The organism is Cyanobium sp. BA5m-10, assembly GCF_024346255.1.
Lineage (GTDB): Bacteria > Cyanobacteriota > Cyanobacteriia > PCC-6307 > Cyanobiaceae > Cyanobium_A > Cyanobium_A usitatum.
In genome coordinates this window covers 74,978-100,303 of sequence record NZ_JAGQCP010000006.1, presented here as the reverse complement: position 1 = coordinate 100,303, position 25,326 = coordinate 74,978, and the positions used below count along the sequence as shown (strand labels likewise).

Sequence of the window (25,326 nt, the reverse complement as noted above, 5' to 3'; positions counted from 1 at the left end):
CATTCAGCGACACCACATTCTCGGCCGCTGTTCCATCACCCAGCGTGTCATTGGTGATCACCGTCCCGCTCACCGATACCGCATCTTCTGCAATCGTTTCGGTATCCGCTACCGCCAGTGGCAGATCCTCCGTTCCGGTGATCGTGATTGTCAGCGTGGTAGTGCTGGTATCACCGTCTTTATCGGTCAGCGTATAGCTGTAGGTTTCCGTCAGCTTGTCGCCAGGTGCCAGCTGCTGCACCAACGGATTGGTGTTATCTAGCGTGTACACATAGTCGCCATCAGGATCGAGAACAATCGATCCATACGTTCCCTTCGGAACACCATTCAGCGACACCACATTCTCGGCCGCTGTTCCATCACCCAGCGTGTCATTGGTGATCACCGTCCCGCTCACCGATACCGCATCTTCTGCAATCGTTTCGGTATCCGCTACCGCCAGTGGCAGATCATTCACCGGGGTCACCGTGATGCTCAGCGTTGACGTATCGCTTCCGCCAGCACCATCGCTCACCGTATAGCTGATCGGTGGCACACTGCCGTTATAATCAGCAACCGGCGTGAACACATACGCGCCATTGCTGCCGATCGCGATCGTGCCCACACCAGCAATCGTTGCCGTCTGGCCCGCCGTATAAACAGTCGAATCACCTGGGACGCTGAACTGCGTCACTACTGGCGTTCCGCCATCGGGGTCCACCACGTTCAACAGCACGTTCCCCGTTGCCGGGTTGTCTTCGTTGATCGTCTGGCTTTCATCCCCATCCACCGGTGGATCATTCACCGGCGTCACCGTGATGCTCAGCGTTGAGGTCGCGGTTCCACCCGCCTGATCAGACAACGCATAGGTGATCGGCGGCACGCTGCCGTTGTAGTCCGCAACCGGCGTGAACGTGTAGTCGCCGTTGGCCGCGATCGTGATCGTGCCGATGCCGTCGATCGTGGCCGTCTGGCCGGGCTGGTAGACCGTGGGATCACCGGGAATCGTGAACTGCGTCACCACAGCCGGACCACCGTCCGGATCCTCCACATTCAGGAGGACATTGCCCGTTGCGACGCCGTCCTCATCGATGGTCTGGGTCTCATCGAGGTCCAGAGGGGGAATGTTGGCCGCCGTTGGCTCCGGCGGAGGCGCCAACGGGTTCGGTGTAGCCAACGTCGGATCGCTCTGCGCCACACCCGTTTGCACCACGGACGGCTGCTGCGGTGCAGCGTTCGTGGTGCTAGTGCCGCCAATGCCACCACCACCGCCGCCTTCGGGATCGGTCTCCGGATCATCCACATTGGTGGTGACGTCCTGGACACCAGGGCCTGACTCAGGGGCATCTTCAATGGTGTTGTCTTCTCCCTCACCGGTCGGGGTGTTGCCCTCGTCGGTGGCACCCGTGCCGCCCGCTAAGTAGGTCTCGCCCTCGGGAGGCTGGTTGACCCTATTGCGACTTTCCGAATCGCCCTCGTTTTCGCCAGTGAAGTTCGTGAATTGCATCGAATCCATGGGTATTGCCGCGAAGGAACGAAACGGGGGACAGGCCGAGGCAGCTGCGCACAGCGACCCATCGGGTTCTGTATCCAAGGTATGCACAGCGGAGCGCCATGCCTAGGGGAAAAACCGTTCAGCAGAGCCACTGCAGAACTGCGGCAACAAATCCGCCAATAAAAAACCCCAGATTGACTGCAGAGCAATCGATCTGGGGTTTCTGAGAGGTCGCTGAGAGTTGGGAGCGAATGGCCCTCAGCGCGATTCGCGCAGGGCCGAATCCAGGGTGCGGGTGAACGGCTGGAAGATGTAGCGCAGCACGCTGCGCTGGGGGCCCTTGATGTCGGCCACCAGGGGCATGCCAACGGAGATCGGGTACTTGCGGTTGGCCACATCCACAAATTGGCGATCCAGCTGGATGCGGGCCTTGTAGTAATACTTGCGGTCGTCGGGGTCTTGCACCGAGTTACCGCCGATGCTCAGCACCCGGCCGGGCACCGAGCCATAGATGGTGGAATCAAAGGGCTGGAGTTTTACATCCACCTTCTGACCGGGCTTCACAAAGCCGATATCAGACGAGGGCACCCGCACCTCCACCAGCCGCTGGGTGCTGTTTGGCACCACCGACAGCACCACCGCACCAGGACCCACAACGCCACCGGGGGCCTTGAAGCGCAGGTCGCTCACCACACCGTCAACCGGGGCCGTGATCTTGGTGCGCTCCAACTGGTTGCGCACCTTCTTGATGTTTTCGGCAACCACGGCCTCCTCATTCACTAGCTGGGCAACTTGGGAGTTCTGCTCGAACACCAGACCCGACTGCACGCCATTGAGGTTTGCCTCCGCCTGGGAGAGAGCCTTGAGCGACTCATTGCGGGCACCGCGCATCTCGGCCAGCTTGGTATCGATATCGAGCAGGTTGAGGCGGGAAGCGGCTCCGGAGGCCACCAATCCAGCCCACATCGCTCGCTGCTCTAGATAGAGGGCAATCTGGCTGTTGAGGCCCGAAACCTCAGCTCGCTTCTCCCCCACCACGGCCTGAGCCGCCTTTATCTGGTCTTCGCGGTTGTCCATGCGGCTGTTGAGCAGGTCCACCTGGGCCTGGCTCACCTTGTTGCCCTGCTTGATGCCCTCGGTGGGAGGCAGCACCCGCTCACCACGGATGGCCGCCTGCAGCTGCTGTTGCTGCAGCAGCAGGTTTTTTAGCTGTTGCTCAGTAGCGCGGTATTCGCTTTCCACCAGGTTGGGGCGCAGCTCCAGCATCACCTGGCCCTCGCGCACCTCATCGCCGTCGCTCACATCCACCCGCGACACAATGCCGCCCTCGAGGTGCTGCACCACATTCACCTCTCCTTTGGGAATCACCTCGCCGGAGGCATTCACCACCTGGGTGATGGGGGTGAGCGCCGCCCAGGGGAAGAAGATCAAGGCCGCCGCGCCGAGCACATAGAGGCTGAGCCGCAGGTAGCGGTTGTCTGGTTTTTCCTCCAGCTCCAGGGCCTGGCTAAGGCGGCTGCGGCCCACCAGGGTGATCGCATCAGGGCTGTCCATGCCGGGCAGCCGGGCCAGCAGGCCGCCGGCGGGCGGAAGGGCCAAGGAAGAGGAATCAGCAGGGTCGCTGCCAGAAATGGAGTTGGGGCCGTTGACGGGTATGGAGGTCATGACGAGGAAGGGGTGCGGTGAAATAAAGAAAAGGGATCAGGCTGCTTTCTGTTGCATACGCGCTCGCAGCTCCTCAGCCGTGCCCTGGAACGAGGTGACGCCTTTATCAAGGATGCAGAGACGATCAGCCTTCTCCAGCAGCAACTTGTTGTCGGTGGCCAGGATGATGCTGCGGTCCTGACCGCTGAAGGTGCAGCGCCGCAGCGAGGGCAGGGCCTCCAGCACCGCCTGGAACTGATCCGGGGCCAGACCCTGGCTGATGTCGTCGATCAACAGGATCGGCGTGTCCTTGATCAGGGCCTGGGCCAGGGCCATCAACCGGCGCACCCCATTGGGCAACTGATAGACGACCTCATCGGTGAGAGACGTGTCGAAGCCGTCCGGCAAGCAATCGAGGAAATCAAGCAGGCCCAGGCTGGCGCAGATCTGGCGCACCCCAGCCACGGTGGCGTCTGGATTCATGGCCGTGAGGTTGCTCCAGATCGTGCCGGGCAGCAACTGGCTCTGGGGCATCAGGTAGGCGATGTTGCGCTGGATCGCCTCGGCGCTGAACTGGCGGTAGTCCTTGCCATCAAACAGCAGGGTGCCGCTCACCAGCGGATAGAGCTGGTCAACAACCCGCAGCACCGTGCTCTTGCCGCAGCCGGCATTGCCTGTGATTGCCAGCAGTTCGCCCGGCGCCACCGAAAGCGACACCCGGGTGATAGCCAATACCCCTTCGCCGCCAAGACGGCAGGCAGCTGAATCAAGCAGGATCGAGCCGCGCATGCGCGGGGCACTCACCAAGGCACCGGCAGAGCGATTGCTGCTACGCAGCTTGAAGAATTGATCCAGCTGGCCATATTGCTTGCGCATCGAATCGAAGCGCAGCAATGCATTCATCAGCTGCTGAAACGGCGTAAATACCCTGAACACAAAGAACATGGCGGCGATCAGGTTGCCCATGGCCGCCGGACCCTGGTCGTTGCTGTAGGCCATCCACACCCCCACGGCCAAGGTGAGCACCCCTGCCAGCTGGGCGATGGTGCTGGTGATCACCTGCAGGCGACCCACCTGACGGTTGATCGTGAGAGCGCTGCTTGTGCTCTGGGCCGAAAGGCCCCGCAGCCGCTGCAGCCACACCCACTCCACATTGGCCAGCTTCACCTCGAGGAAGCGATTCACCAGCTCCTGCTGTGCTTGCAGAATGCCGATGCCCGTAGCCAGGTTGAGCTCGGAGGCACCGGTGTAGTAGCGCGATAGCAGCCACACCAGCAGGCCGCTCAGCACCATCAGCACCAGCGGCACAAACACCAGCGGCCCGGCGATCAAGGCGATGGCCCCCAGGTAGATCACCACAAAGGGAAAATCCAGACAGGCCAGGGCCAGGGGTCCCTGCAGATAGGCCAGCAGGCCGTCGAGGCTACTCAGCCGGTTGGTGAGACCGTGCTGGCCGAGGGTCTCGATTTGGCGGTAGTCGAGACCGAACAGCTTCTCCACCAGATTCACGCCCAGCAGGGCATCGAGCCGGCCCGAGAGCTGGGAGAGCAGGGTGGTGCGCCACTGGCGCAAGATCCAATCCAGCACAAACAGCACCACCGCCCCCAGGAAGATCCAGAAGGTGGAGAGCAGGCTCGTGCTGGGGATAGATACGTTGTAGATCGCCCGGATGTAGAAGGGCAGCGTGAGCGCCAGCAACGCCAGGGCGAAGCTGATCCCATACAGCACCGAAATCCGGTTGGTGAACCGATAGAGGATCTGCTGCTGCAGGGTCACCCGCTCAGTGCTGCCCTTGTCCTGCAAGAAAACCAACCAACCACCGGTGGGCAGGCTGTAGAGGTCGGTGCGGCCGTTGACATTGCCCGCCACCAGCTCGCCCTTGCTGGTGCGCGAGAGCACGTAGGGCAGGTTGCCTGGCCCCACGTACAGGGCCGGCAGCAGCTGGGGATTGAGCTGGCTCCAGCTCTCTAGTCCCTCAATACGGCTGCCATAGCCGAGCCTCAGCAGCAGGTTGCGGGCATCCACCAGGTCCATCTGGCGGGGGTCGCTGCTGATCAGCTCAAACAGCTCATCGGGACGGCCCGTCCACAGCATCTGCTGCAGCAACAGCCTTACGCAGAAGGCCATCGGCGCTTCCGCGCTGAGGGTGAGGTCGCGCAGCAACATGGCGCGGGAAGGGGAACTGGTCATGCGAACACCTCCCGGCCCTGGGCCGGCATGTCGATTTGTTGGTCACTCACCGAGCCGAGCACCCGGCCAGCGCCACTGATCAGCACGGTGGTCCGGCCCTTGGTGCGGCCCAGAATCCGCTGCAGGCCGTCGATAAACTCCTTGCCGTAAGAGCAGTCGCTGAGGTCGAGCAGCAGCAGCTGAGGGGAGCGGGCCAGGGCCGTCACCACCTGGAACAGCTGCTGGCAATCGCGCGAAAGGCCGGTGGGCAACGAGGTGCCCATGGCCGTGCTGTAGCCCTGAGGCAAGCTGCGAACAGTTGTGTCGAGCCCGGCGAGGAAGGCCCAGAACAGGGCCCGGCGCTGGTAACGGCGGGGCTGGTAGCTGGTGATGTTCTGCAGCAGGGTGCCATCGAAGAAGTCCCGGGAGGGATCCACATAGGCGATGCCATCCCGCAGGGCCTCCCGGTGGTAGCTGCCTATCGGCAGGCCATTGAGCTGGAACCGGGGGTCGGCCTCGATCTGGATCAGATCCATGAACAGGTGGCGCACCTGGGCTCCGAACTGCTGATCCCGCAGCAGGGCCACCGACCCGGTGGGAATCACTGCCAGGGGCCGGCCATCAAGAGAGAGGCTTAGGGCTCCCTCGGCGGCAAGCACGAGCTTCTCTTCGCCGCCTTCAGCTTCCACCGGGATGGCCATCAGGGCGTCGTATTCGTCGCGGGCATGGGCCAGGCGCCGGTAGCTGTTCCACAGGCCCATCGCCTGCTGCCAGGGGGTGAGAATCTTGCCGGCCAGCAGCAGGGCAGCCGCCAGGGCCCCCACCAGCAGGCTTCCCTGGATCACCAGCAAGGCACCCCATGTGACGATGCCGGCAAAGGTGAGCTGGCTCATCAGGGAGCCAAAGGCCTGGTACTGGCCGCTGAAGTTGTTGTTGACCATGCGCTGCCAGGCCAGCTCCTCCTGGCGCTGCTCATTGCCCACCAGGAACTGGCGGCCCAGGCCGTTCGACTTGATCAGATCAATCGAGCCCATCAGCTTGATTTGGTAGCTGAGCCGCTCCAGCTCCAGCCGGTCGCGCTCCTTGCTGATCCCCTCGTAGTCGCGAGCGAAGGCCAATGCCCTCAGCAGGTAAATCACGATGGCGATCACGGCCACGATGCCCACGCTGCCTGCAATCAAGAACAGCACCAGCACAAACAGCAGCGAGAACACCAAGTCGATCGCCGTGGTGAGCGACTGCAGGGCACTCTCATCGCGCAGCAGGTTGATGCTGTTGAGCCGCTCCAAGTGGGTGGCGGGCGAGACGCTCAGATAATCGCTCAGGCGCATCTGTGAGAAGCGCGCCAGCCCCTCAAGGCGCCGCTGGTGCTCTAGCCGGGCGCCGTCACCACCGGTGAAACCAAGCCGGACCGTTTTGAGCCAGCCGCCCAGCACCATCAAAAGCACCACGGCCACCGTCATCACCACCAGGCTCGACATCGAGCCACTCGGCAAAACCGACGTGTAAACGATATTGATGTAGAGGGGGGATGCCAGTTCCAGCAGGTTGATCAACACCGAGGCGATCAAAATGGGCCCAATCTGATACTTACTCCAATCAACCGCGCCAAGCGACTGAAAAAAGCGGTGGTTAACCAGCTCTTGGATCAGCTCCACATTGGTGCGCCAACCATCCTGGATCCCGTTGATCAGCAGGCTTGGAGCCTGGGCCAGGGCATGCAAGTTGGATCGGCTCGGATCTTGGGCCTACTCACCATATCAACTCTCCAATCAGATCAAAGCTAAGTTCCCCAAATTGCTTTTGGTTTGATCGTCAGGGAAAGTCAGACAATCTCCTAAATTTATTTGGGTAATTGCCGGCTAGGTTGATTTTGAAAGAACTACGCCTCCCCGCGCAGTACCCGTTCAGAGCTGAGCTATGTACCGGTTCCGTCTGAGTTCGGAGCAAGTCCAATTGGAGCTTGTTGCCAATGGCAATAGTGCCCGCCTGCCGTTTCAGGTGATTGGTCCCACTACCGAGGTGGCCTTTCTTGAAGAGCTGATCGAAGAAAGTCTCGGCAGCCTCACCCTCAACCCACGCGAGCTATTTGGCTTCCTGGGCAGCGACCCTTGGGTTAAGGAGGCTTTCCAGGCGCCTCTGGTGGTGGAAGGCGATCTCAATGCTGCCGCCAGCACCGACACCAGCTTCAAGCGCCAAACCCTCGGCAACAAGCTGGTACAGGCCGGCGTGCTCGACATCGAAGAGCTGGAGCAATTGCTGGAGGAGTATCGGCCCTTCGCTGAAACCCAGCGCTTTGGCGAATTCCTACGGCTCAACCTGCAGGTGCCGCCCCAGATGCTGGATCTGCTACTCAACCCCGCCCTGTTCGATGAGCAGGGCTTCAATGAGAAGCGGCTGGGTGAGCGGCTGGTGGAAATGGGCTGCATCACCCCTGAGCAACTTGATCAGGCCCTCGACCTGCAACGCAGCAAGGGGGGCCGCGTCGGCGAACTGCTGGCTGAGCTCGGCTTGATCTCCCCCACCACGGCCCGCTTCTTCTCGCTGGCCAAAGTCAACGAAAAGGGCCAGATCGATTACCAGTCCGGCTGAGGGGGCCTAAGCGCATCGGCCATGCGGGCAACCTGCACGATTGGCCCAACGTCGTGCACTCGCAGGATGTGGGCCCCCTGGGCAATCGCCTGGCTGCACACCGCCGCCGTGCCCCACAGCCGGGCACGGGGCCTGGGCTCGTTCAACACCGCGCCGATGAAGCGCTTGCGCGAAGGCCCCACCAGTAGGGGAAAGCCTTCCGCCGCCAGGGTGCCTAGACCCCGGAGCAGATCAAGGTTGTGGTCGGTGTCCTTAGCGAAGCCCAACCCCGGATCCCAGATCAGCTGCAGCGGGCGCACCCCCGCCGCCAGAGCCATTTCAGTGGCCGCCATTAGGCCAGCCCGCACCTCCGCCACCACATTTTCGTAGTGGGCAAGCGAGTTCATGCTGCGGCTATCGCCACGGCTGTGCATCAACACCAGGGGGCAGCCGGCAGACGCCGCCAAGCGCAGCAGGGCCGGATCACGCCGGCCGCCGCTGACGTCGTTGATCCAGTGGACGCCCGCCGCCAATGCCGCCTCGGCCACCGCCGCATGGAAGGTGTCGATCGAGAGCAGGGCGCCTGGATGGGCAGCGCGAATAGCAGTAAGAGCCGGCAGCAGCCGCTCAAGCTCCCGCTTGGGCCCCACCTCCTCGGCGCCGGGCCTGGTGCTCTGGGCGCCGAGATCCAACACATCGGCCCCCTTGGCCAGCATCCGCCCAGCAGCGCTCACAGCCTGCGCCACGCTGGCGAGGCGGCCGCCGTCGCTGAAGGAGTCGGGGGTGAGGTTCAGCACCCCCATCACTGCGGTGCGCTCGCCCCAGGCAAAACGGGGTTGATCGATCACGGGGGGCCAGTCTCAGGGAGCCAGTCTCAGCGGCCGTAGTTGACGATGCGGGCAAAGCTCACCGGATCGAGGGAAGCCCCACCCACCAACACCCCGTCGATGTCGCTCTGGGCCATCAAATCGTCGATGGTGGCAGGGTTCACCGAGCCGCCGTATTGCACCGTGACGCCGGGGTTACCCACCCAGCCCCGGATTAGGCCGCAGATGCGGTTTGCCTCCTCAGCGGCGCAGGTCTTGCCGGTACCAATCGCCCAGATCGGCTCGTAGGCCACCACCACCTGGGTGGGATCCACATCCTCAAGGCCCTGTTCGATCTGGCGGTGGATCACCCGCTCGGTTTCATTGGATTCCCGCTGGTCGAGGCTTTCGCCCACGCACAGGATCGGGATCAAGCCATGGCGCTGGGCATTGCGGGCGCGCAGGTTGATCTGCTCATCGCTTTCGCTGTAGTACTTGCGCGGCTCACTGTGGCCAACGATGGCGTAGCTCACCCCGTGCTCCAGCAGCATCGGCGCCGAGATCATGCCCGTGTAGGCCCCCTGGTCTTCCCAGTGCACGTTTTGGCCAGCAAACTTCACACCAGCACCCTCTAGGTGGCGGCAGAGCGTGGGAATCGAGGTGAAAGGCGGAGCGATCACCACCTCCCGATCGTCTGGGGAGTCGGCAATCAGGGGCCGAAACGTGGCCGCAAATACCCGCGTCTCAGCGCAGGTCATGTGCATCTTCCAATTACCCGCGATCACGGCCTTACGCATCGGCCCTCTCCAGCACTGTGAGGAAAACCTAATGGGCCGGCGGCCTGGTCCCCATAAACAGCAGCTCGCGGCCGTCGATGTCGACCGCATCACCGGGGGCCAACTGACGACCGCGACGGGTTTCGATGGCGCCATTCACCCGCACATCACCGCGCTGAATGCGCAGCTTGGCTTCGCCGCCGGTGCCCGCCAGGCCTTGGTATTTAAGGAATTGATCGAGTTTCAAGGGGCGGCTTGGGGGAGCAGCGATAGCGTGACCGCATGCTTGCACCCTCGCCGGCCAGGTTTCGACACCTCTGGCCGCTGCTGAAACCCCACCGCCGGCGCCTGCTGGCAGGTGGGCTGTGCATGGTGATCTATGTGGCCTGCTGGCCGCTGCTCGCCTGGCTGGCGGGCCAGCTGATTCCAGCCATCGGCGCTGGCAACTTCCCAGTGGTGCTGCGCACTATCGCCGCGGCCCTGGGACTGTTTTTGGTGCAAAAGGCGGCCCAGTTCGGCCAGGACACCCTGCTGGCCGGGCCGGCCCTGCGGGTTAGTCAGGAGTTGCGGCGGGGCCTATTTGCCCGCCTGCAACGGCTGGAATTCGGCGCCCTCGAGAAGCTCTCAGCGGGCGACCTCACCTATCGCCTCACCGAAGACGCGGACCGGGTGGGCGAGGTGATCTACAAAACCATTCAAGACACCACCCCCAGCGCCCTGCAGCTGGTGGTGGTGCTCGGCTACATGGTGTGGCTCGATTGGCCCTTAGCCCTGGCCACCCTGCTGCTGGCGCCAGTGGTGGTGGTGCTGGTAAGCAGCTTTGGCGCCCGGGTAATGACCGCCGCCGAACGCAGTCAAAAGCAGGTGAGCGAGCTGGCGGGCCTGCTGGGCGAAGCGATCGGTGGGCTGCCCTTAGTGCGGGCCTTCGCAGCCGAACCGTGGCTGCAGCAGCGCTTCGACACCGAAATCGACCTGCACCGTCGGGCCCGCTACCGCACCCTCAAACTGCTGGCCCTGCAGCACCCGGTGGTGGGCTTTCTGGAAGCGGCCGGCATCCTCACCGTGCTGCTGCTCGGCGCCGCCCGGATTCAGGCCGGCGGCCTCAACAGCCAGGGCTTCAGCAGCTACGTGGCGGCCCTGCTGATGCTGATCGACCCGATCTCCCACCTCACCACCAACTTCAACGAGTTTCAGCAGGGCCAGGCCTCGCTGCGGCGACTGCGGGCGATCGAGGCGGAACCGGTGGAGGCTTCAGACCGGCCCTCGGCACAGCCGCTTGGCAGCGTGCGCGGCGAGCTGGTGCTCGAGCAGGTGCGCTTCGGCTACAACCCCGCCCAACCGGTGCTGCACGACCTGGATCTGCAGGTGCGGCCTGGCCAGGTAGTGGCCCTGGTGGGTCCCTCCGGCGCCGGCAAAAGCACCCTGTTTTCCCTGCTGCTGCGCTTCAACACCGCCCAGCAGGGCCGGGTGCTGCTGGATGGCCACGACCTAGCCGATCTGCGGGCGCGGGAGCTGCGCCGCGCCGTAGCCCTGGTGCCCCAGCAAAGCAGTGTATTTTCTGGCACGGTGGCCGAAGCGATTGCCTTCGGCCGGCCCGCCAGCGAGGCTGCCATCCGCCAGGCAGCCAGCCTCGCCAACGCCGCCGGCTTCATCGAGGCCCTGCCCCAGGGCTACACCAGCCGCATCGAAGAGCGGGGCAGCAACTTCTCTGGCGGCCAGCTGCAACGGCTGGCCATTGCCCGCGCCGTGCTCGGCAACCCGGCGGTGCTGCTGCTGGATGAAGCCACCAGCGCCCTCGATGCCGAAGCGGAGGAGGCGGTGCAGCGGGGCTTGGAGCAGGCGATGGCGGGCCGCACCGTGCTGGTGATTGCCCACCGGCTAGCCACCGTGCAGGGTGCAGACAGAATCCTGGTACTCGATGGCGGTCGCATCGTCGAACAGGGCAGTCACAATGAGCTGATGGCGCAGGGGGGCCGCTACCGCGAGCTCTGCGAGCGCCAATTCATTCATCTGCAAGCCTGATGTCTTGGGAATACCGGGTGATCCACATCAACGTGGAGAGCGGCAATCCGCCGGGTCCTCCCTCACCCAAGGCAGATAGTGAGCGGCTCGGCGGCGCCCTGAGCCCGGAGTTTCTTAAAAAGGAATTCCCGCAGCAATATGACGCCGCAGCCACCAAACCACGCCACCCAGCCGAACAGCTGCAGTTTTTTCTAAATGCCCTCGGCAAGGAAAACTGGGAGATGGTGGAAGCAGCCCAGGTGGGCCCGCTGCTGATGTTTTTCTTCAAGCGACCGGGTGGCCTGCCACCCGTATCCTGAGGGCTGAAGATTTTTTGCCACTCGTGGACAACGTCGCCCAGCAATCAGACAACCAGCCGCCCGTGCTCACCTTCGAGGGCAAGCGCTACGACCTCAACGGCTTGCCAGATGAGATGAAGGAGCTGGTGCGTGGCATGCAAGTAGCTGATGCCCAGCTGCGCATGCATGAAGACACTCTGAAAGTGCTTGCCGTTGGCCGCCAAGCTATGGCCAGCCAGCTCAACGACAAGCTGCAAAACATCACCCCCCTGCCTTGAAAAGGGTTGATGCGATGGGGGGTGGGCTCTAGCTCACCACCTTCTGAGCTTCCTTGATCAGCTCCTCAGGCAGGGTTACCCCGATCGCTGCGGCGGTGGCCTTGTTGACCATCAACTCCGTTTTGGTGAGGGGCTCGAAGGCCATCTTGGCCGGTGATTCTCGCTTCAATACCCGCACCGCCAGCTTGCCTGCTGCGTAGCCGTCATCGAAGTAGGCCCAGCCGATCGTGGCAAGGCAGCCGGGCAGCTTGATGTCGTCGGCATCCACCGAATACACGGGAATCTTCTTCTCTAGGCCCACCTTGGCGATCGAGCCGAAGCCCTGAATCGTGGCGTAATCGCCAATCTTCACGAAGGCCTCTACCTTCTTGTCGGCCAGCACTTGGGCGGCTTGCAGCACTTCGCCGGAGTTGGCCACCGACTGCTCCACAACGGTGATGTTGCGTTTGGCTGCCTCCTCCTTGAGCACCTTGGCTTCATATTCGGAGTTGGGCTCGCCGGGGTTGAAGATCAGGCCCACGGTCTTGAGCTCAGGGTTGATTTGGCGTGCCAAATCGAGCTCCTTGCCCACCGGGTTGGTGCCGATCGTGCCGACCACATTTGGCTTGTGCTGACCCACGGCACCCGGGGGCGTGCCCGCGCCGGCACCCCAGGGATTGGAGCAGTAGCAGAACAACACAGGAGTGGTTGCTGGGGCCACCTTCATGGCGGCCTGCAGGGGCGGTGTGCCAACCGCCAGGATCATGTCCACCTGGTCGCCCACAAACTGCTTCATCACCAAGGTGGTGTTGGGCAGCTCGCCGGCGGCATCCTTCTGGATGAAGTTGACGTTTTTGCCAGGGATGTAGCCAGCTTCTGCCAGGGCCGCTTCAAAGCCTTTGCGGGTGTTGGTTGGAGGCGGGGCTTCCACCATCTGCAGCATGCCGATGGTGGGGCCTTTGACCTTGGTGCCACCGCCGAGCTTGCCGCAGGCGGAGAGCACCACCGTGCTCACGGCGCCGGCCCCTGCCAGGGTCAGAAATTCACGACGCTGAAGACCCATCTGTGGCACTTGAAGACTGCGGCGCAACTATGGCTGCTCCATACATCGCCCGCAACGCCGCCGGGTCGAGATATTCACGCTCGGCAGCATTCCAGTCGCCGATCAAGCCCCCCTCATGGAGCATCACTAACCTGTCGCCGTGGCTCAGGGCCTGCTCGAGGCTGTGGGTCACCATCAAGGCGGTAGTGCCCAGCTGACGAACTAACCTCTCTGTGAGCGCCATCACCGTTGCTTCGGCCCGGGGGTCAAGGGCAGCGGTGTGCTCATCAAGCAGCAGCAGATCCGGTGAACCCAGGGTTGCCATCACCAGGCTGAGGGTCTGGCGCTGGCCGCCGGAAAGCTGACCCACCGGTTCATCGAGGCGGTCGGCTAGGGGCAAGCCCAGCTCGCCCAGCAGCTCGCGGTAGCGCCTGCGGTCGCCGCCATTGGGATGGATGCCACCAAAGGCACTAATCAAAAAACCTGCTGCAAACCTGGCTGGCCTGTTACGCCGCTCCGCCAGCCGCAGGTTTTCTGCCACGGTCAGCCCCGGACAAGTTCCCTCCAGAGGGTTTTGCATCACCCGTCCTATCCAGCGAGCCCGCTGGTGATCTCGCAGGCGGTGCAGGGGGCGACCGCCCAGGTGGATACGGCCAGCGCCGTGGCGCAGGGTGCCAGCCACCAGATTGAGCAGGGTGCTCTTGCCGGAGCCGTTGCTGCCAATCACCACCAGAAACTGGCCGGGGGGGCAGCTCAGCGAGAAACCGCTGAACAATTGCCGCCAGCCCGATCCAGGCAGAGGATGGCCCCAGCTGAGCTCCTCAACGCTGAGACCAGGGGTGCTGAGATGAGGGGTGCTGAGATGAGGGGTGGAACTCATTGCTCCTGCCTCCCCTGGTCTGCCGAAAGACCCGGTATGCGCAGCCGTCCGAAGGCCAGGGCGATCAGCAGCAGCAAGGCCGTTGCCAGCTTGAGATCAACCGGTTCGAGGCCCAACTGCAGGGCGATGGCGATCATGGTGCGGAACAAAATCGCCCCCACCGCCACCGCCAGCAGGGACCAGGGCAGCGAGCGCGGCCGCAGCACCGCCTCGCCAATGATCACCATGCCTAGTCCCAGGATCAACGAGCCGATCCCCATGGTCACATCGGCAAAGCCCTGATAGGTGGCAACCAGCGCCCCGGCCAGGGCCACCAGACCATTAGCAGCGGCGATACCCACCGTGAGCCCGCGGCGCTGGTTGATGCCGTTGGCGCGGGCCATGGTGGGGTTGTTGCCCAAGGCGCGCAAAGACAAGCCGAAATCTGTGGCCATCAGGAAGGAGATCAGCAGGATCATCCCAACGGTCGCCAGGGTTAATCCCACGGCCCATTGACCATCCAGGCCAAGGCCCAGATCGGGGAGGGCCAGAATTCCAGCAGGGGTTTCAGACAGGGGGATGTTCGAGCGCCCCATCAGCCTCAGGGTGATCGAATAAAGGCCCGTGGTGGTGAGGATGCCTGCAAACAGATCATTCACACCCAGCCGGGTGTGGATCAGGCCGGTAACCATGCCAGCCAGGCAGCCAAATAAGATAGCTAGCCCCAAGGCCACCGCCACCGGGGCACCCTGGCTGATCAACACCGCAGCGGTGCCACCTCCCAGGGCAAAGGAGCCATCCACCGTGAGGTCTGGGAAGTTGAGGACGCGCAGCGTCAGGTAGGTGCCTAGGGCCAGGCCGGCATAGGCCAGGCCCTGGTCGTAGGCACCAATCCAAAGAGAAAACATGGCTGCATTGTGCCTAGCAGCGGCCGATTGGCTTAAGCCAAGGGGGCAAGATCCTCGAAACGAAACACCTGGCGGCCGGCCGGCGTTTCGCCATGGGCCTCGGTCTCAACCACCCGCTCGCTCAGCACCCAGGGGCCAGCCTCGGTCAGCGGCACAAAGGTGTCGGTGAAGCGGCTGGTGCCACCCTTGGCTTCGCCGCTGGCGGGGTCGCTGTACTGGCTGGTGTAGCTGCGGCTCAGGTAGCCGCTGCCGGTGTCTGTGGTGCTCTCGGTGAAGATCGTCACCACGGTGCCGTGGATGTGGCGATGCACCATCGTCACCACGTCGTTCTGGATCCGGTAACGGTCACCGGTGTTCTTGCCGCCCACGATCACCTCGGTGCCAACGGCATCGGTATCGCCAGCGTTGAAGGTGTTGGCGCCATGGGTTTGCTCAAAGCTGCGGCGCACCCGGTGGATCGCCACCTCCCACAGTTGGGAAGCCAGGGCCTTGTGAATCTCCTCATCGGCGACGCCAGCGACCGTGGCCTTGAGGTCGGCGCCTACCACGAAAGTTCCATCGACCCGCTTACCATTTTCACCCGCATCACCGTCTTGCTCCCAGATGCAGCGGCCCTGATAGCCACCAAAATCCGGTTCCCAGGTGTAGCGATTTTCATAGGCGGCCCGGAAAGCCGCCGTGCAGTCGCTGCCTGAGGTGATCTGGTTGCTGACTTGGGTGCTGGCTGTCAAGGCGGGATCTATCGGATCCCTAACCCTAACGAGTTAGTCCGGGGTGTATGTCCTGCAGGGCATTCACCTCAATCTTCTGCTGCTGCAACGCCGTGATCGCCTCGACAGCGGCCCGGGCCCCGGCCAGGGTTGTCACCGTCGGCACGGCGTAGTCGAGGGCGGCCCGGCGCAGATATTTGTCGTCGTGGGCAGCCTGGCGGCCGATCGGGGTGTTGATGATCAGCTGAATGCGGGCCGAGCGAATCGCGTCTTCAATATTGGGACGGCCCTCATGCACCTTGAGGATTGATTCCACCTGCAGGCCAGCGGCTCGCAGGGCCTCGGCGGTGCCGCCGGTGGCGATCAGGTCAAAGCCCAGCCCCACCAGTCGCTCAGCCACCGGCAGCAGGGCCGGCTTGTCGCGGTCGTGGGTGGAGAGAAACACCGTGCCGCTGGTGGGCAGGGCCTCGCCTGCGGCCAACTCGGCCTTGGCATAGGCCATGCCGGCGCTGCTGGCGATGCCCATCACCTCGCCGGTGCTGCGCATTTCAGGGCCCAGCAACGTGTCGGAACCAGGGAAGCGCTTGAACGGCAGCACCGCCTCCTTGACGGTTTGCAGAGGCGGGATGGGCTCGGCCGTGAGCCCCAGCTCCGCCAGGGTGCGGCCGGCCATCAGCTGGCTGGCCACCTTGGCCAGGGGCACGCCGGTGGCCTTGGCCACAAACGGCACCGTGCGGGAAGCACGGGGATTGGCCTCGATGATGAACACCCGCTCGCCCTGCTCCGGGTCGTTCTGGACGGCGAACTGCAGGTTGATCAGGCCGCGCACCCCAAGGGCCAGGGCCAGGGCCCGGCTCCACTCGCGGATCGTGGCCAGGGCTGCCTCGCTCAGGCTCACCGACGGCAGCCAGCAGGCCGAATCGCCCGAGTGGATGCCCGCCGGCTCGATGTGCTCCATTACACCGCCGATCACCACTACCCCCTCCCGATCGCAAAGGGCATCCACATCCACTTCGATGGCGTTATCGAGGTATTGGTCGATCAGCACTGGGTGGTCGGGCTCCACCTGCACCGCTTCCACCATGTAGCGGTTGAGCTCGGCTTCGTCGTAGACGACCTCCATGGCGCGCCCGCCCAGCACGTAGCTGGGGCGCACAACCACTGGATAGCCCACGCGCGCAGCGATGGCCCGGGCCTCGGCCTCACTGCGGGCCAAGCCATTGCGGGGCTGGCGGATCTCCAGCCGGCGCAGGATCGCTTCAAATTGCTCCCGGTCTTCGGCGGCGTCGATCGATTCAGGTGAGGTGCCCCAGACGCGAGTTCCGGTGGCCAACCCCTCGGGCGAAGCCAGCCAGCGCAGCAGCGGGATCGCCAGCTTGAGAGGTGTCTGGCCGCCGAACTGCACGATCACCCCCTCGGGATGCTCCACCTCAATCACGTTGAGCACGTCTTCGAGGGTGAGGGGCTCGAAATAAAGCCGGTCGGAGGTGTCGTAATCCGTTGACACCGTCTCCGGGTTGCTGTTCACCATCACGGTGGCGAAGCCCTCGGCCTGCAGAGCGAAGGAGGCGTGCACGCAGCAATAGTCGAATTCGATGCCCTGGCCGATGCGGTTTGGCCCGCCGCCCAGGATCATCACCTTGCGGCGGCTCTCCGGCTGCACCTCGTTTTCGGGCGGCACGATTTCCAGCTCACCTGCCGCATTGAGCCGCTCCAGCGGCCGCTCGTAGGTGGAGTAGTGATACGGAGTGCTGGAGGCAAACTCCGCCGCACAGGTATCGACGGTTTTGAACACGGCATTGATGCCCAGCCCCTGACGGTGGCGCCGCACCGTGAGTTCATCGCTGCCAGTGGCCCAGGCGATCTGGCGATCTGAGAAGCCCAGCTGTTTGAGCTCCAGCAGGGCGGCGGCATCGAGTTGCTCGAGCTGGCGGCCCCGCAGCAGCCGCTGCTCAGCCTCGAGAATGCAGCGCAGCTTGGCCAAAAACCAGGGATCGATGGCGCTGAGCTGGTGGATCTCGTCATCGCTGCGGCCGACGAGCATCGCCTCGCGCACGGCGAAAATCCGCTCAGGCGTGGCTGTGCGCAGGGCCCGCTCCAGGGCGGTGGGATCTGGGGCAAGCGTGGGATCACTTGCGGCATCGGGGCGATCACAGCCCCAGCCGGCATGGCCCGTTTCCAGGGAGCGCAACGCCTTTTGGAACGACTCCTCAAAGCAGCGGCCGATCGCCATCGCCTCCCCCACCGACTTCATCGAGATGGTGAGCACCGCCGGGCTACCGCGGAACTTCTCAAAGGCGAAGCGGGGAATCTTCGTGACCACGTAATCAATCGTGGGCTCGAAGCAGGCCGGGGTGGCACCGGTGATGTCGTTGACGATTTCGTCGAGGGTGTAACCCACCGCCAGGCGGGCGGCGATCTTGGCGATTGGAAAGCCTGTGGCCTTCGAAGCCAGCGCCGAGCTGCGCGATACGCGCGGGTTCATCTCAATCACCACCACATCGCCGTTGGCAGGGTTGATCGCAAATTGAATATTGCTGCCGCCGGTATCGACGCCGATCTCGCGGATGATCGCGATCGACTGGTCGCGCAGTCGCTGGTATTCGCGGTCGGTGAGGGTTTGGGCCGGTGCAACGGTGATCGAATCACCGGTATGTACCCCCATCGGATCGAGGTTTTCGATGCTGCAAACGATCACCACGTTGTCGGCGCTATCGCGCATCACCTCCAGCTCGAATTCCTTCCAGCCCAGCAGCGACTGCTCCACCAGGATCTGGGAGACGGGGCTCGCCTCCAGGCCGCTTTTGCAGAAGGCGCGGAACTCCTCGGGGTTGTAGGCGATGCCACCGCCGCTGCCGCCCAGGGTGAAGGCCGGCCGGATGATGCGGGGATAGCTGCCGATGACCTCGCCCACCCGCTCCGCCTCCTCAAGGGTGTTGGCGATGCCGGAGGGACACACCGCGACGCCGATTCGCTCCATCGCCTCCTTAAAGAGCAGCCGGTCTTCCGCCTTGCGGATCGCCTGCAAGTTGGCGCCGATCAGCTCCACCCCGTGCTTTTCCAGGGTGCCGTTTTCAGCCAGGGCTACCGCCAGATTGAGAGCGGTCTGGCCGCCCATCGTGGGCAGCAGGGCATCGGGCTGCTCGATCTCAATCACCCGGGCCACCACCTCGGGCGTAAGTGGCTCGATGTAAGTGCGATCCGCCATGTCCGGATCGGTCATGATCGAGGCCGGGTTGGAATTCACCAATACCACTTCGAAGCCTTCTGCCCGCAGCGCTTTACAAGCCTGGGTGCCGGAATAATCGAATTCGCAGGCCTGGCCGATCACGATCGGCCCCGAGCCCAGCAGCAGGATGCGCCTGAGGTCCGTGCGGCGGGGCATAGGGGGTGGGCAACGCCAAACCTGCCTAGCCTCTCACGCCCCCCTGGCAGCAACTGGGGCTGGAATCGCTAACCTGATTGATAACGCGGAAGCCCTAGATGAGTGAGCTCCAGCGCCTGAAAGGGCTGCTGCCCCCTGAATTACAGAGCTGGGTGTTTGTTGAAGCGGCCGCCTCGGTGGAACCGCCCCTGATCACCATCGAGGAGATCGGTCGCGATGAAGTCGAAATTCAGGTCGACCTGGAAAGCTGGGACGGGCTGGCGATAGACCATCGCAACCTGCTGTTTTGGCACGAGGTGGGCCGCGTCCAGAACGATGCAGTACCCCGCGACGGCTGGGAAATGGCGGCCCTGGCGATCGGCCTGGGTGGAGCCATCGGTGAGCTGTGGGTGCAGGACGGCCTCCTTCTGGTGATGGCCCTGGGCCTGTCCGGCTTTGCCGGCTACCGCCTCTATCTCAAAAACAACTCCGAAAAGCGACTGCAGGACGCCATCGCCGCCGATGAGCGGGCCATCGACCTGGCCACCCGCTTCGGTTACACCCTGCCCAATGCCTACAAGAGTTTGGGCGGCGCCCTCAAGGAGCTGGTGGAGCAGACCCGCAAGAAAAAGAAGCGCGCCTTCTACGAAGACCGGCTCGAGGCACTGCGCAAGAGTGCCGGCAAGGCCCGGGCCGAAATGGCCCAGCAACAGGGCTCGCGTCAATCCGTCACCAGTGAGAACGTCTATGGCTGATTCCCCCGCTGGCAGGCCCACGACCCACCAGGATCTCGACAGCGAGCAGCTGGCCAAGCTGGCGGCAGAAGCCTGTGACGACCGCAAGGCCGTGGACATTCGCCTGATCCGGGTTGACGAGGTGTCGTCGTTGGCCGATTGGTTTGTGATCTGCAGCGGCCTCTCCGATGTGCAGGTGCGGGCCATCGCCCGCTCGGCTGAGGATCAGATCGAGGAAACCACCGGCCGGCTACCCCTACGGCGCGAAGGCCAGAAGGAGGGCCGCTGGATGCTGCTCGATTACGGCGAAGTGATTGTGCATGTGCTCACCCCCAGCGAGCGCACCTACTACGACCTCGAATCCTTCTGGGGCCACGGTGAACAGGTGCGCTTCGTAAGCTCATTTCCAGCAGTTTCTCCCTGAACGCCATGCCGTGCCCGGTGCCGCCCGAGCAACGGCCCCTGCAGGAATACGAGCAGTTGCTGGCCTCCTGGTTTTTTGTTTGGCCGTCCCACGACCTGCCAGGTCTGTTGCGCCCTTTAGCCACCAGCTGGCTGTTGCTGCTGCCCCTCTCCACCTTGGTGGCTAGCGGCAGCTGGGTGTTGCGCCACCACCCGGCCCAGCTGGTGCTGGCGGGCATGGTGGCTGCAGTGGCGCTGCCGATGCTGCTGCTCGTGCGCCAGTGGCTCGGATGGAACTACGTGCACCGCCGCCTGGTCTCCGAGCGGGTCGAATACGAGGAATCGGGTTGGTACGACGGACAAGTGTGGGAAAAGCCCCTGGCCTGGCGCCAGCAGGACCTGCTAGTGGCCCAGCACCAGGTGCAACCGGTGCTGCGGCGGCTGCAACAGGGCGCAGCCCTGGCGGTAATCCTGGCCCTAGTGGGGGCAAGCCTCTGTCAGGCTCTTTGAGATCAGCTCCTGGGCTCTTGTGACCCTGTCCTCCAGTTTCGGTGGCACCGCCCGCGGGGGCGTCCCTCCCCTGGAGGTGCGGCTGCTGCGCAACGGCATCGTCGAATCGCGCCACCGGGTGCACGCGGTGGTTTGCGACGGCCGCGGCCGAGTATTGATGCGGGCAGGCGATCCCCAGCAGCTGAGCTTTGTGCGCTCTGCCCTAAAGCCCTTTCAGGCCACGGTTTTTGTGAGCAGTGGCGCCGCCGACCATTGCAATTGCGGCGAGCGGGGCCTGGCGATCGCCTGCGCTAGCCACACCGGCACGGCCATGCACGCCCGCGAGGCCTTCAAGCTGCTTTGGGGCGCTGAAATCGAGGCCGAGCAGCTGCAATGCCCCGTGCCCGACTGCGGCAAAAGCCCCCTTGAGCACAACTGTTCCGGCAAGCACGCCGCCTTCCTGGCCACCTGCCGGCAACTGAACTGGAGTACCGAGAGCTATCTACAAAAAGAGCATCCTCTCCAGCAGGAGGTGCTTAAGCGCGTAGGCGATTTGCTCGCCCTGCCCGCCGCCGAGCTGCTCACCGCCCGCGACGACTGCGGCGCCCCCACCCTGCAGCTGCAACTTGCCCAGATGGCCCTGCTCTACGCCCACCTGGGCGCCGGCAGCCAGGCCGACCTGGAGCGCCTCAGCCGGGCGATGCTGGCTCACCCCGAACTGGTGGCAGGGGAGGGACGCTTTGACACCGAACTGATGCGCGGCGGCCATGGTCAAGTGGTGAGCAAGGGCGGAGCTGAAGGCATCCAGTGCCTCAGCCGCGTCGGCGAAGGCATGGGGGTAGCGATCAAGGTGGAAGACGGCTCCGCCCGAGCCAAGCAAGCCGTAGCCCTGCACCTGCTCGAGCAGCTCGACTGGCTAACGCCGATAGCTCTCGAAGAGCTGCGCACTCGCTTCTTGATCCCAGCCCCCCATCTGCGCCTGGAAGTGATCGGCGAGCTGCGCTTCGACTGAGCGCCAGTACTAGGCACTTCGACTGGTATGGTTAAGAGGTCGACGCGGGGTAGAGCAGTCTGGTAGCTCGTCGGGCTCATAACCCGAAGGTCGCGAGTTCAAATCTCGCCCCCGCCACCACTTCCCAAAGCCCCGGCAGTCTCCTGTCGGGGCTTTGTTGTTTGAACATTCACCTCCGCTGCCCCAGCGATCACCGCCCAGAAAATGGCCATCCCCGCCAGCGTGACCCAGCCCGACGCCATCGTGGTGGGCTCCGGCGCTACCGGCGGTGTGGCTGCCATGGTGCTGGCCGAGGCGGGGCTGAGGGTGCTGGTGCTGGAGGCCGGTCCCGAGCTCTCATCCCGTCAGGCCTTCGGCAGCGAACCGCTTAATACGGCCCGGCGTGTGGCCAGCATCGCCAGCGGCCAGCAACGCATGCAGCGCCACCATCCGGGCTTCTGGAAACACAATCCCCAGCTGTTCGTCGATGAGCGGCTCAATCCCTACTCCACCCCAGACGACGCCCCGTTTTTGTGGAGCCGGGGCCGGCAGGTGGGGGGTAAAAGCCTCACCTGGGGAGGCATCACCCTGCGCCTTTCCGACTACGAATTTGGTGCAGCTGAGCGCGATGGTCAGGGGTCGGGCTGGCCGATCGGCAGCGCCGAGCTAGCGCCTTATTACACCCGCCTTGAGCAGTTGCTGGAGGTGCATGGAGCCTGCGACGGCCTGCCCCAGCTGCCCGATGGCCACTTCCAGGCGCCCCTGCCCTTCACCCCAGGCGAGCGCCACCTGAAGCGCCGCATCGACAACGAGCTTGGCTTGCCCCTGATCCACTCGCGCGGCTTCAACCTGCACCGGGGTGCGGGCTGGCCCCGCTCCGCCAGCCAGGGGCGCACATTGGCACGGGCCCTGGCAACGGGGCGCACCCAAGTGCGCAGCAACGCCGTGGTGAGCCACCTACTGCTCGACGGCGAGCGGGCCCAGGGCGTGGTGCTGGTAGATGGCAAAACGGCAGCCCACGAGCGCATTGAGGCGCCCTTGGTGGTGCTCTGCGCCTCAACGATCGAGACCCTGCGGATCCTGCTGCACTCGAGCGAAGCCCACCAACGCGGCGGCCTAATCGATCCATCCGGCAGCCTCGGGCGCTATCTGATGGACCACATCTCCAGCAGTCGCTTCTTTTCGATTCCCGGGGTGCCGGCCCTTGATGGGCCCAGCGAACTTTCTGGGGCTGGTAGCTGCTTCATACCCAACACGGTCAACCTGGATGCGGGCAGCGAAGCTGATTTCAGTGGCGGCTATGGACTCTGGACAGCCCTACAGCGCTTTGATCCACCAGCCCTGCTGCAGCGACGCCGGGGCGAGGCGGTGGGTTTTCTGATCGGTCACGGCGACGTGCAACCCAACGCCGACAACCAGGTGACCTTGAACGGTGAACATCTCGATGCCTGGGGGTTACCCACCGCCCACATCACCTGCCGCTGGGGTGCAAACGAGCAGCGCCTGGTGGCCCACATGCACCGGCGCATGGAGGCGGTGGTGGCAGCTGGTGGGGGGCAGATCCGGCCCATCGAAGAGCTATTTGTGCTGCCGCTGCTGGAGCCCTGGATCCGCACCAGCCTGGCGGTGAGTCCCGAGGCGCCACCACCTGGCTACTACATCCACGAACTCGGCGGCGCCCGCATGGCAAGCCAGCCCGAGGCAGGTGTGGTGAATCACCTCAACCAGTGCTGGGGCGCCCCCAATGTCCTGGTAGTCGATGGGGCCTGCTGGCCCCGGGCCGGCTGGCAGAGCCCAACCCTCACTGAAATGGCCATAACCTGGCGCGCTTGCGAAGCCGCTGCCGCCAGGTTGCGCCAAGGAGACCCCTAACCCGGTTGCGATCCGGTGTCTATCGCCACAACCGGCTTGAGCAACCCTGCTCACAATGGCAACGTCGACCTCTAAAAGGTCGGGCAAGGGAGTCTCAGGCGGAGGTTGGCCCCTCCGCCTTTTTTTTGTTATCTGCCACCAGATTTGAAAAATTCAGGGGCGCAGGAACAGGCCGTTGAGGTAGTGCTGGCTCACCCCCTGATCGGCGCAGCCGTGCTGAAACAGGAAGCTGGACAGCGCTGAGGAGATCAAGCGGTATTGATCCCACTGGGGGTGGCTGCGCAGGAACTCGCGCATGCCATCGAACAACACCTCTGGCACCTCCGCCTCCAGGCTGATGCTGCCGGCTTCTGCCTCCACTAACCCTTCTGCGCAGCTGGGTTGCTCCATACATCGTTGGAGGTGACTGCGCTCGGCTGCCATTACGAAACAAGAGGTGGGGTGACTCAGTAGGCCACATCGGTGCCAGGTCCGTCAAAGCCTGAAGGCCAGGGCGAAACCACACCGTTCTCAACTGAGATTGCCTGTGCCGGCGGCTCCATAACGGCGCAGCGAGGATTTTCAAAGCCTGCAAGGGCGGCCGCTGGTGGTGATGTCAAGGCCAGACTGAACAAAAGCAGTTATTCCCCAACTGCCAGGCCTAAACTGGCTTAGAAGCCTCATTTCTGGGGAAAACCCCTAATAAACTGGGGAAAAGACGGCAATAATGGGGAATATGGATAACCAATCAGCAGAACTGATGAGCTGGAGTCTCGCGAGACTTCCGGCGAGCTGAGAAGACTGAGCCACGCCAAACCGAGAGGGCTCAACTGCTGCCGCCCTGGCGCAGGGTTGTGGGACCGAGGGGATGGTCCGCGTGGGGGTAGGGCGGATGGTGATGGCTGTGCCCAGGGGAGTGGTCGTGATCGTGGGTGTGGCCGCCCACTGGAATCGGCACTCCATCGGGCTGGCAGGCACCGGTGCACTCGCGCTCACAGAGGTCACAGCCGTCGGTGAGCCCTTCAACGTGGTGGTGGTGACTGTGCTGGGGCGCCCCAACCTCAGTCTCAAAGCCCAGCACCTGGGCCCGGTATTTGCACAGCGAACAATTCATGTTGGCGTCACCGCGCACCACCTCGGCCACCCGCTCCACAAAGGTGTCAAGCACCAGGGGGTGATCTGCCAGATAGGAGGCCTTGAGGAACTCCACCTCGGGATGGTCCTGGGCCACCCTCTCGGTGTGCTGCTGAATCCGACTCACCAGCACCCCGGAAAACAGGAAATAGGGGAAAACGACAACCCGGCGATAGCCAAGTCTCACCACTTGGCGAAGTCCAGGCTCCACTAATGGAAAGGTGACCCCGGAATAAACCGTTTCACCCCAGCCAAAACCAAAACCCTCCACCAACATCCGCGTCACCTTGGCGACATTGGAGTTGGCATCGGGGTCGGACGAGCCCCGGCCCACCACGACCAACATGGTTTCGTGCAGGGGCACCTCTGTGGCTGCCCCATCAAGGACTTCGCGAATCCGGGCCCCGGCGGCCTGAATCATCTTCAGGTCAACCCCCAGTTCACGGCCGTAGTCAATGCGCAGACCCGTCTCCGCCGCGTAGGTATTGAGCACCGAGGGGATGTCGTTTTTGGCGTGGCCCGCTGCGAACAGCATGGCCGGCACGGCCAGCACGTGGCTTACCCCCCGGGCCCGCAGCGCCTCCAGGCCATCGCGCAGGATCGGCCTGGCAAATTCCAGATAGCCGTATTCCACAGGCACCTCGGGCAGCAGCGCTTGGAGCCCCTTGGCCAGCTCGGCAAATTCGGCCACTGCCAGCCGATTGCGGCTGCCGTGGCCGCAAACCAGCACCCCAATCGGGCCGTGGGGACCGGCACTCAGGTCGGGATGGGAGAGGGAAGCCATGGCCACTCGCACTTGAGGGCGACCCTATTCCGGGAAGCAGCGGGTCAGGATGGGGATATCC

At 63.7% G+C, this 25,326-nt stretch carries 23 protein-coding genes and 1 tRNA gene; 10 read left to right on the top strand and 14 right to left on the bottom strand.

Annotated elements, in window-relative coordinates:
- From KBY85_RS04410 to KBY85_RS04395, 4 genes are all read right to left on the bottom strand, one after another.
- Positions 1-1,495 (bottom strand): tandem-95 repeat protein (locus tag KBY85_RS04410; protein ID WP_254960344.1); only part of this gene is annotated, 1,495 nt, incomplete at its 3' end.
- A gap of 237 nt (positions 1,496-1,732) precedes the next feature.
- A complete protein-coding gene (locus tag KBY85_RS04405) occupies positions 1,733-3,139 on the bottom strand; it encodes an HlyD family type I secretion periplasmic adaptor subunit (RefSeq protein ID WP_254960343.1) in 1,407 nt (468 codons plus the stop codon).
- A gap of 36 nt (positions 3,140-3,175) precedes the next feature.
- On the bottom strand, positions 3,176-5,308 hold the full coding sequence (locus KBY85_RS04400) for an ATP-binding cassette domain-containing protein (RefSeq protein ID WP_254960342.1): 2,133 nt from the start codon (positions 5,306-5,308) through the stop codon (positions 3,176-3,178).
- Positions 5,305-7,011 carry an ABC transporter transmembrane domain-containing protein gene (locus KBY85_RS04395; RefSeq protein ID WP_254960341.1) on the bottom strand — a complete coding sequence of 569 codons (1,707 nt, stop codon included), beginning with the start codon at positions 7,009-7,011 and terminating at the stop codon, positions 5,305-5,307. Before KBY85_RS04395 ends, KBY85_RS04400 begins: the two co-directional genes overlap by 4 nt.
- Positions 7,012-7,207: 196 nt before the next feature.
- Here KBY85_RS04395 and KBY85_RS04390 point away from each other — a divergent pair, with 196 nt between their 5' ends.
- Entirely contained in the window at positions 7,208-7,879 is a 672-nt protein-coding gene (locus tag KBY85_RS04390) for a hypothetical protein (RefSeq protein WP_254960340.1), read from the top strand.
- On the opposite strand, the gene folP is transcribed toward KBY85_RS04390, so the two are convergent.
- From folP to KBY85_RS04375, 3 genes are all read right to left on the bottom strand, one after another.
- Positions 7,864-8,661: a dihydropteroate synthase gene (gene folP / locus KBY85_RS04385; protein WP_254930091.1), complete on the bottom strand. Its 798-nt coding sequence runs from the start codon at positions 8,659-8,661 to the stop codon at positions 7,864-7,866. The two genes, KBY85_RS04390 and folP, sit on opposite strands and share 16 nt — an antisense overlap.
- A gap of 71 nt (positions 8,662-8,732) precedes the next feature.
- Positions 8,733-9,461: a triose-phosphate isomerase gene (tpiA, locus tag KBY85_RS04380; RefSeq protein ID WP_106632960.1), complete on the bottom strand. Its 729-nt coding sequence runs from the start codon at positions 9,459-9,461 to the stop codon at positions 8,733-8,735.
- A 28-nt stretch (positions 9,462-9,489) separates the two neighbouring features.
- Positions 9,490-9,687: an RNA-binding S4 domain-containing protein gene (locus tag KBY85_RS04375; protein WP_106632961.1), complete on the bottom strand. Its 198-nt coding sequence runs from the start codon at positions 9,685-9,687 to the stop codon at positions 9,490-9,492.
- A gap of 35 nt (positions 9,688-9,722) precedes the next feature.
- Between KBY85_RS04375 and KBY85_RS04370 the strand changes: the two genes are divergently transcribed.
- From KBY85_RS04370 to KBY85_RS04360, 3 genes are read left to right on the top strand one after another with little or no spacing between them, the layout of a single operon-like run.
- A complete protein-coding gene (locus KBY85_RS04370; protein WP_254960339.1) occupies positions 9,723-11,462 on the top strand; it encodes an ABC transporter ATP-binding protein in 1,740 nt (579 codons plus the stop codon).
- The gene (locus KBY85_RS04365) at positions 11,462-11,761 is read left to right on the top strand and encodes a hypothetical protein (protein WP_106632963.1); all 300 of its coding nucleotides are present in this window, start codon (positions 11,462-11,464) and stop codon (positions 11,759-11,761) included. The genes KBY85_RS04370 and KBY85_RS04365 overlap by 1 nt, the downstream gene beginning before the upstream one ends.
- Positions 11,762-11,775: 14 nt before the next feature.
- On the top strand, positions 11,776-12,018 hold the full coding sequence (locus tag KBY85_RS04360) for a DUF6447 family protein (protein ID WP_241518353.1): 243 nt from the start codon (positions 11,776-11,778) through the stop codon (positions 12,016-12,018).
- Positions 12,019-12,046: 28 nt separating this feature from the next.
- Here KBY85_RS04360 and KBY85_RS04355 read toward each other — a convergent pair whose 3' ends face one another.
- The 5 genes from KBY85_RS04355 to carB are packed head-to-tail and all read right to left on the bottom strand — an operon-like array spanning position 12,047 to position 18,901.
- Positions 12,047-13,060: an ABC transporter substrate-binding protein gene (locus tag KBY85_RS04355; RefSeq protein ID WP_254960338.1), complete on the bottom strand. Its 1,014-nt coding sequence runs from the start codon at positions 13,058-13,060 to the stop codon at positions 12,047-12,049.
- A complete protein-coding gene (locus KBY85_RS04350; RefSeq protein WP_254930083.1) occupies positions 13,041-13,919 on the bottom strand; it encodes an ABC transporter ATP-binding protein in 879 nt (292 codons plus the stop codon). The genes KBY85_RS04355 and KBY85_RS04350 overlap by 20 nt, the downstream gene beginning before the upstream one ends.
- A complete protein-coding gene (locus tag KBY85_RS04345) occupies positions 13,916-14,806 on the bottom strand; it encodes an ABC transporter permease (protein WP_254960337.1) in 891 nt (296 codons plus the stop codon). The genes KBY85_RS04350 and KBY85_RS04345 overlap by 4 nt, the downstream gene beginning before the upstream one ends.
- A gap of 32 nt (positions 14,807-14,838) precedes the next feature.
- Positions 14,839-15,537: a DUF3386 domain-containing protein gene (locus KBY85_RS04340; RefSeq protein ID WP_254960336.1), complete on the bottom strand. Its 699-nt coding sequence runs from the start codon at positions 15,535-15,537 to the stop codon at positions 14,839-14,841.
- A gap of 25 nt (positions 15,538-15,562) precedes the next feature.
- Positions 15,563-18,901, bottom strand: coding sequence for a carbamoyl-phosphate synthase large subunit (carB, locus tag KBY85_RS04335; RefSeq protein WP_254960335.1), 3,339 nt, complete (start codon positions 18,899-18,901; stop codon positions 15,563-15,565).
- A gap of 98 nt (positions 18,902-18,999) precedes the next feature.
- Between carB and KBY85_RS04330 the strand changes: the two genes are divergently transcribed.
- From KBY85_RS04330 to KBY85_RS04305, 6 genes are all read left to right on the top strand, one after another.
- On the top strand, positions 19,000-19,635 hold the full coding sequence (locus tag KBY85_RS04330) for a DUF3318 domain-containing protein (protein WP_106632970.1): 636 nt from the start codon (positions 19,000-19,002) through the stop codon (positions 19,633-19,635).
- Positions 19,628-20,038, top strand: a complete 411-nt coding sequence (rsfS, locus tag KBY85_RS04325; RefSeq protein WP_254960334.1) for a ribosome silencing factor — start codon at positions 19,628-19,630, stop codon at positions 20,036-20,038. Before KBY85_RS04330 ends, rsfS begins: the two co-directional genes overlap by 8 nt.
- 5 nt (positions 20,039-20,043) lie before the next feature.
- Positions 20,044-20,526, top strand: a complete 483-nt coding sequence (locus tag KBY85_RS04320; protein ID WP_254930078.1) for a CGLD27 family protein — start codon at positions 20,044-20,046, stop codon at positions 20,524-20,526.
- Positions 20,527-20,545: 19 nt separating this feature from the next.
- Positions 20,546-21,517 carry an asparaginase gene (locus KBY85_RS04315; protein ID WP_254930077.1) on the top strand — a complete coding sequence of 324 codons (972 nt, stop codon included), beginning with the start codon at positions 20,546-20,548 and terminating at the stop codon, positions 21,515-21,517.
- A 43-nt stretch (positions 21,518-21,560) separates the two neighbouring features.
- Positions 21,561-21,637: transfer RNA gene (locus tag KBY85_RS04310), tRNA-Met, on the top strand.
- 84 nt (positions 21,638-21,721) lie between these two features.
- Entirely contained in the window at positions 21,722-23,368 is a 1,647-nt protein-coding gene (locus KBY85_RS04305) for a GMC oxidoreductase (protein ID WP_254960333.1), read from the top strand.
- Between the two features lie 153 nt (positions 23,369-23,521).
- Here KBY85_RS04305 and KBY85_RS04300 read toward each other — a convergent pair whose 3' ends face one another.
- Together KBY85_RS04300 and KBY85_RS04295 are read right to left on the bottom strand one after the other, a co-directional pair.
- Positions 23,522-23,758 (bottom strand): DUF2811 domain-containing protein, encoded by a 237-nt coding sequence (locus KBY85_RS04300; protein ID WP_254960332.1) that lies wholly within the window; start codon positions 23,756-23,758, stop codon positions 23,522-23,524.
- 415 nt (positions 23,759-24,173) lie between these two features.
- Positions 24,174-25,265, bottom strand: coding sequence for a sirohydrochlorin chelatase (locus tag KBY85_RS04295; protein ID WP_254930074.1), 1,092 nt, complete (start codon positions 25,263-25,265; stop codon positions 24,174-24,176).
- Between the last annotated feature and the right edge of the window lie 61 nt (positions 25,266-25,326).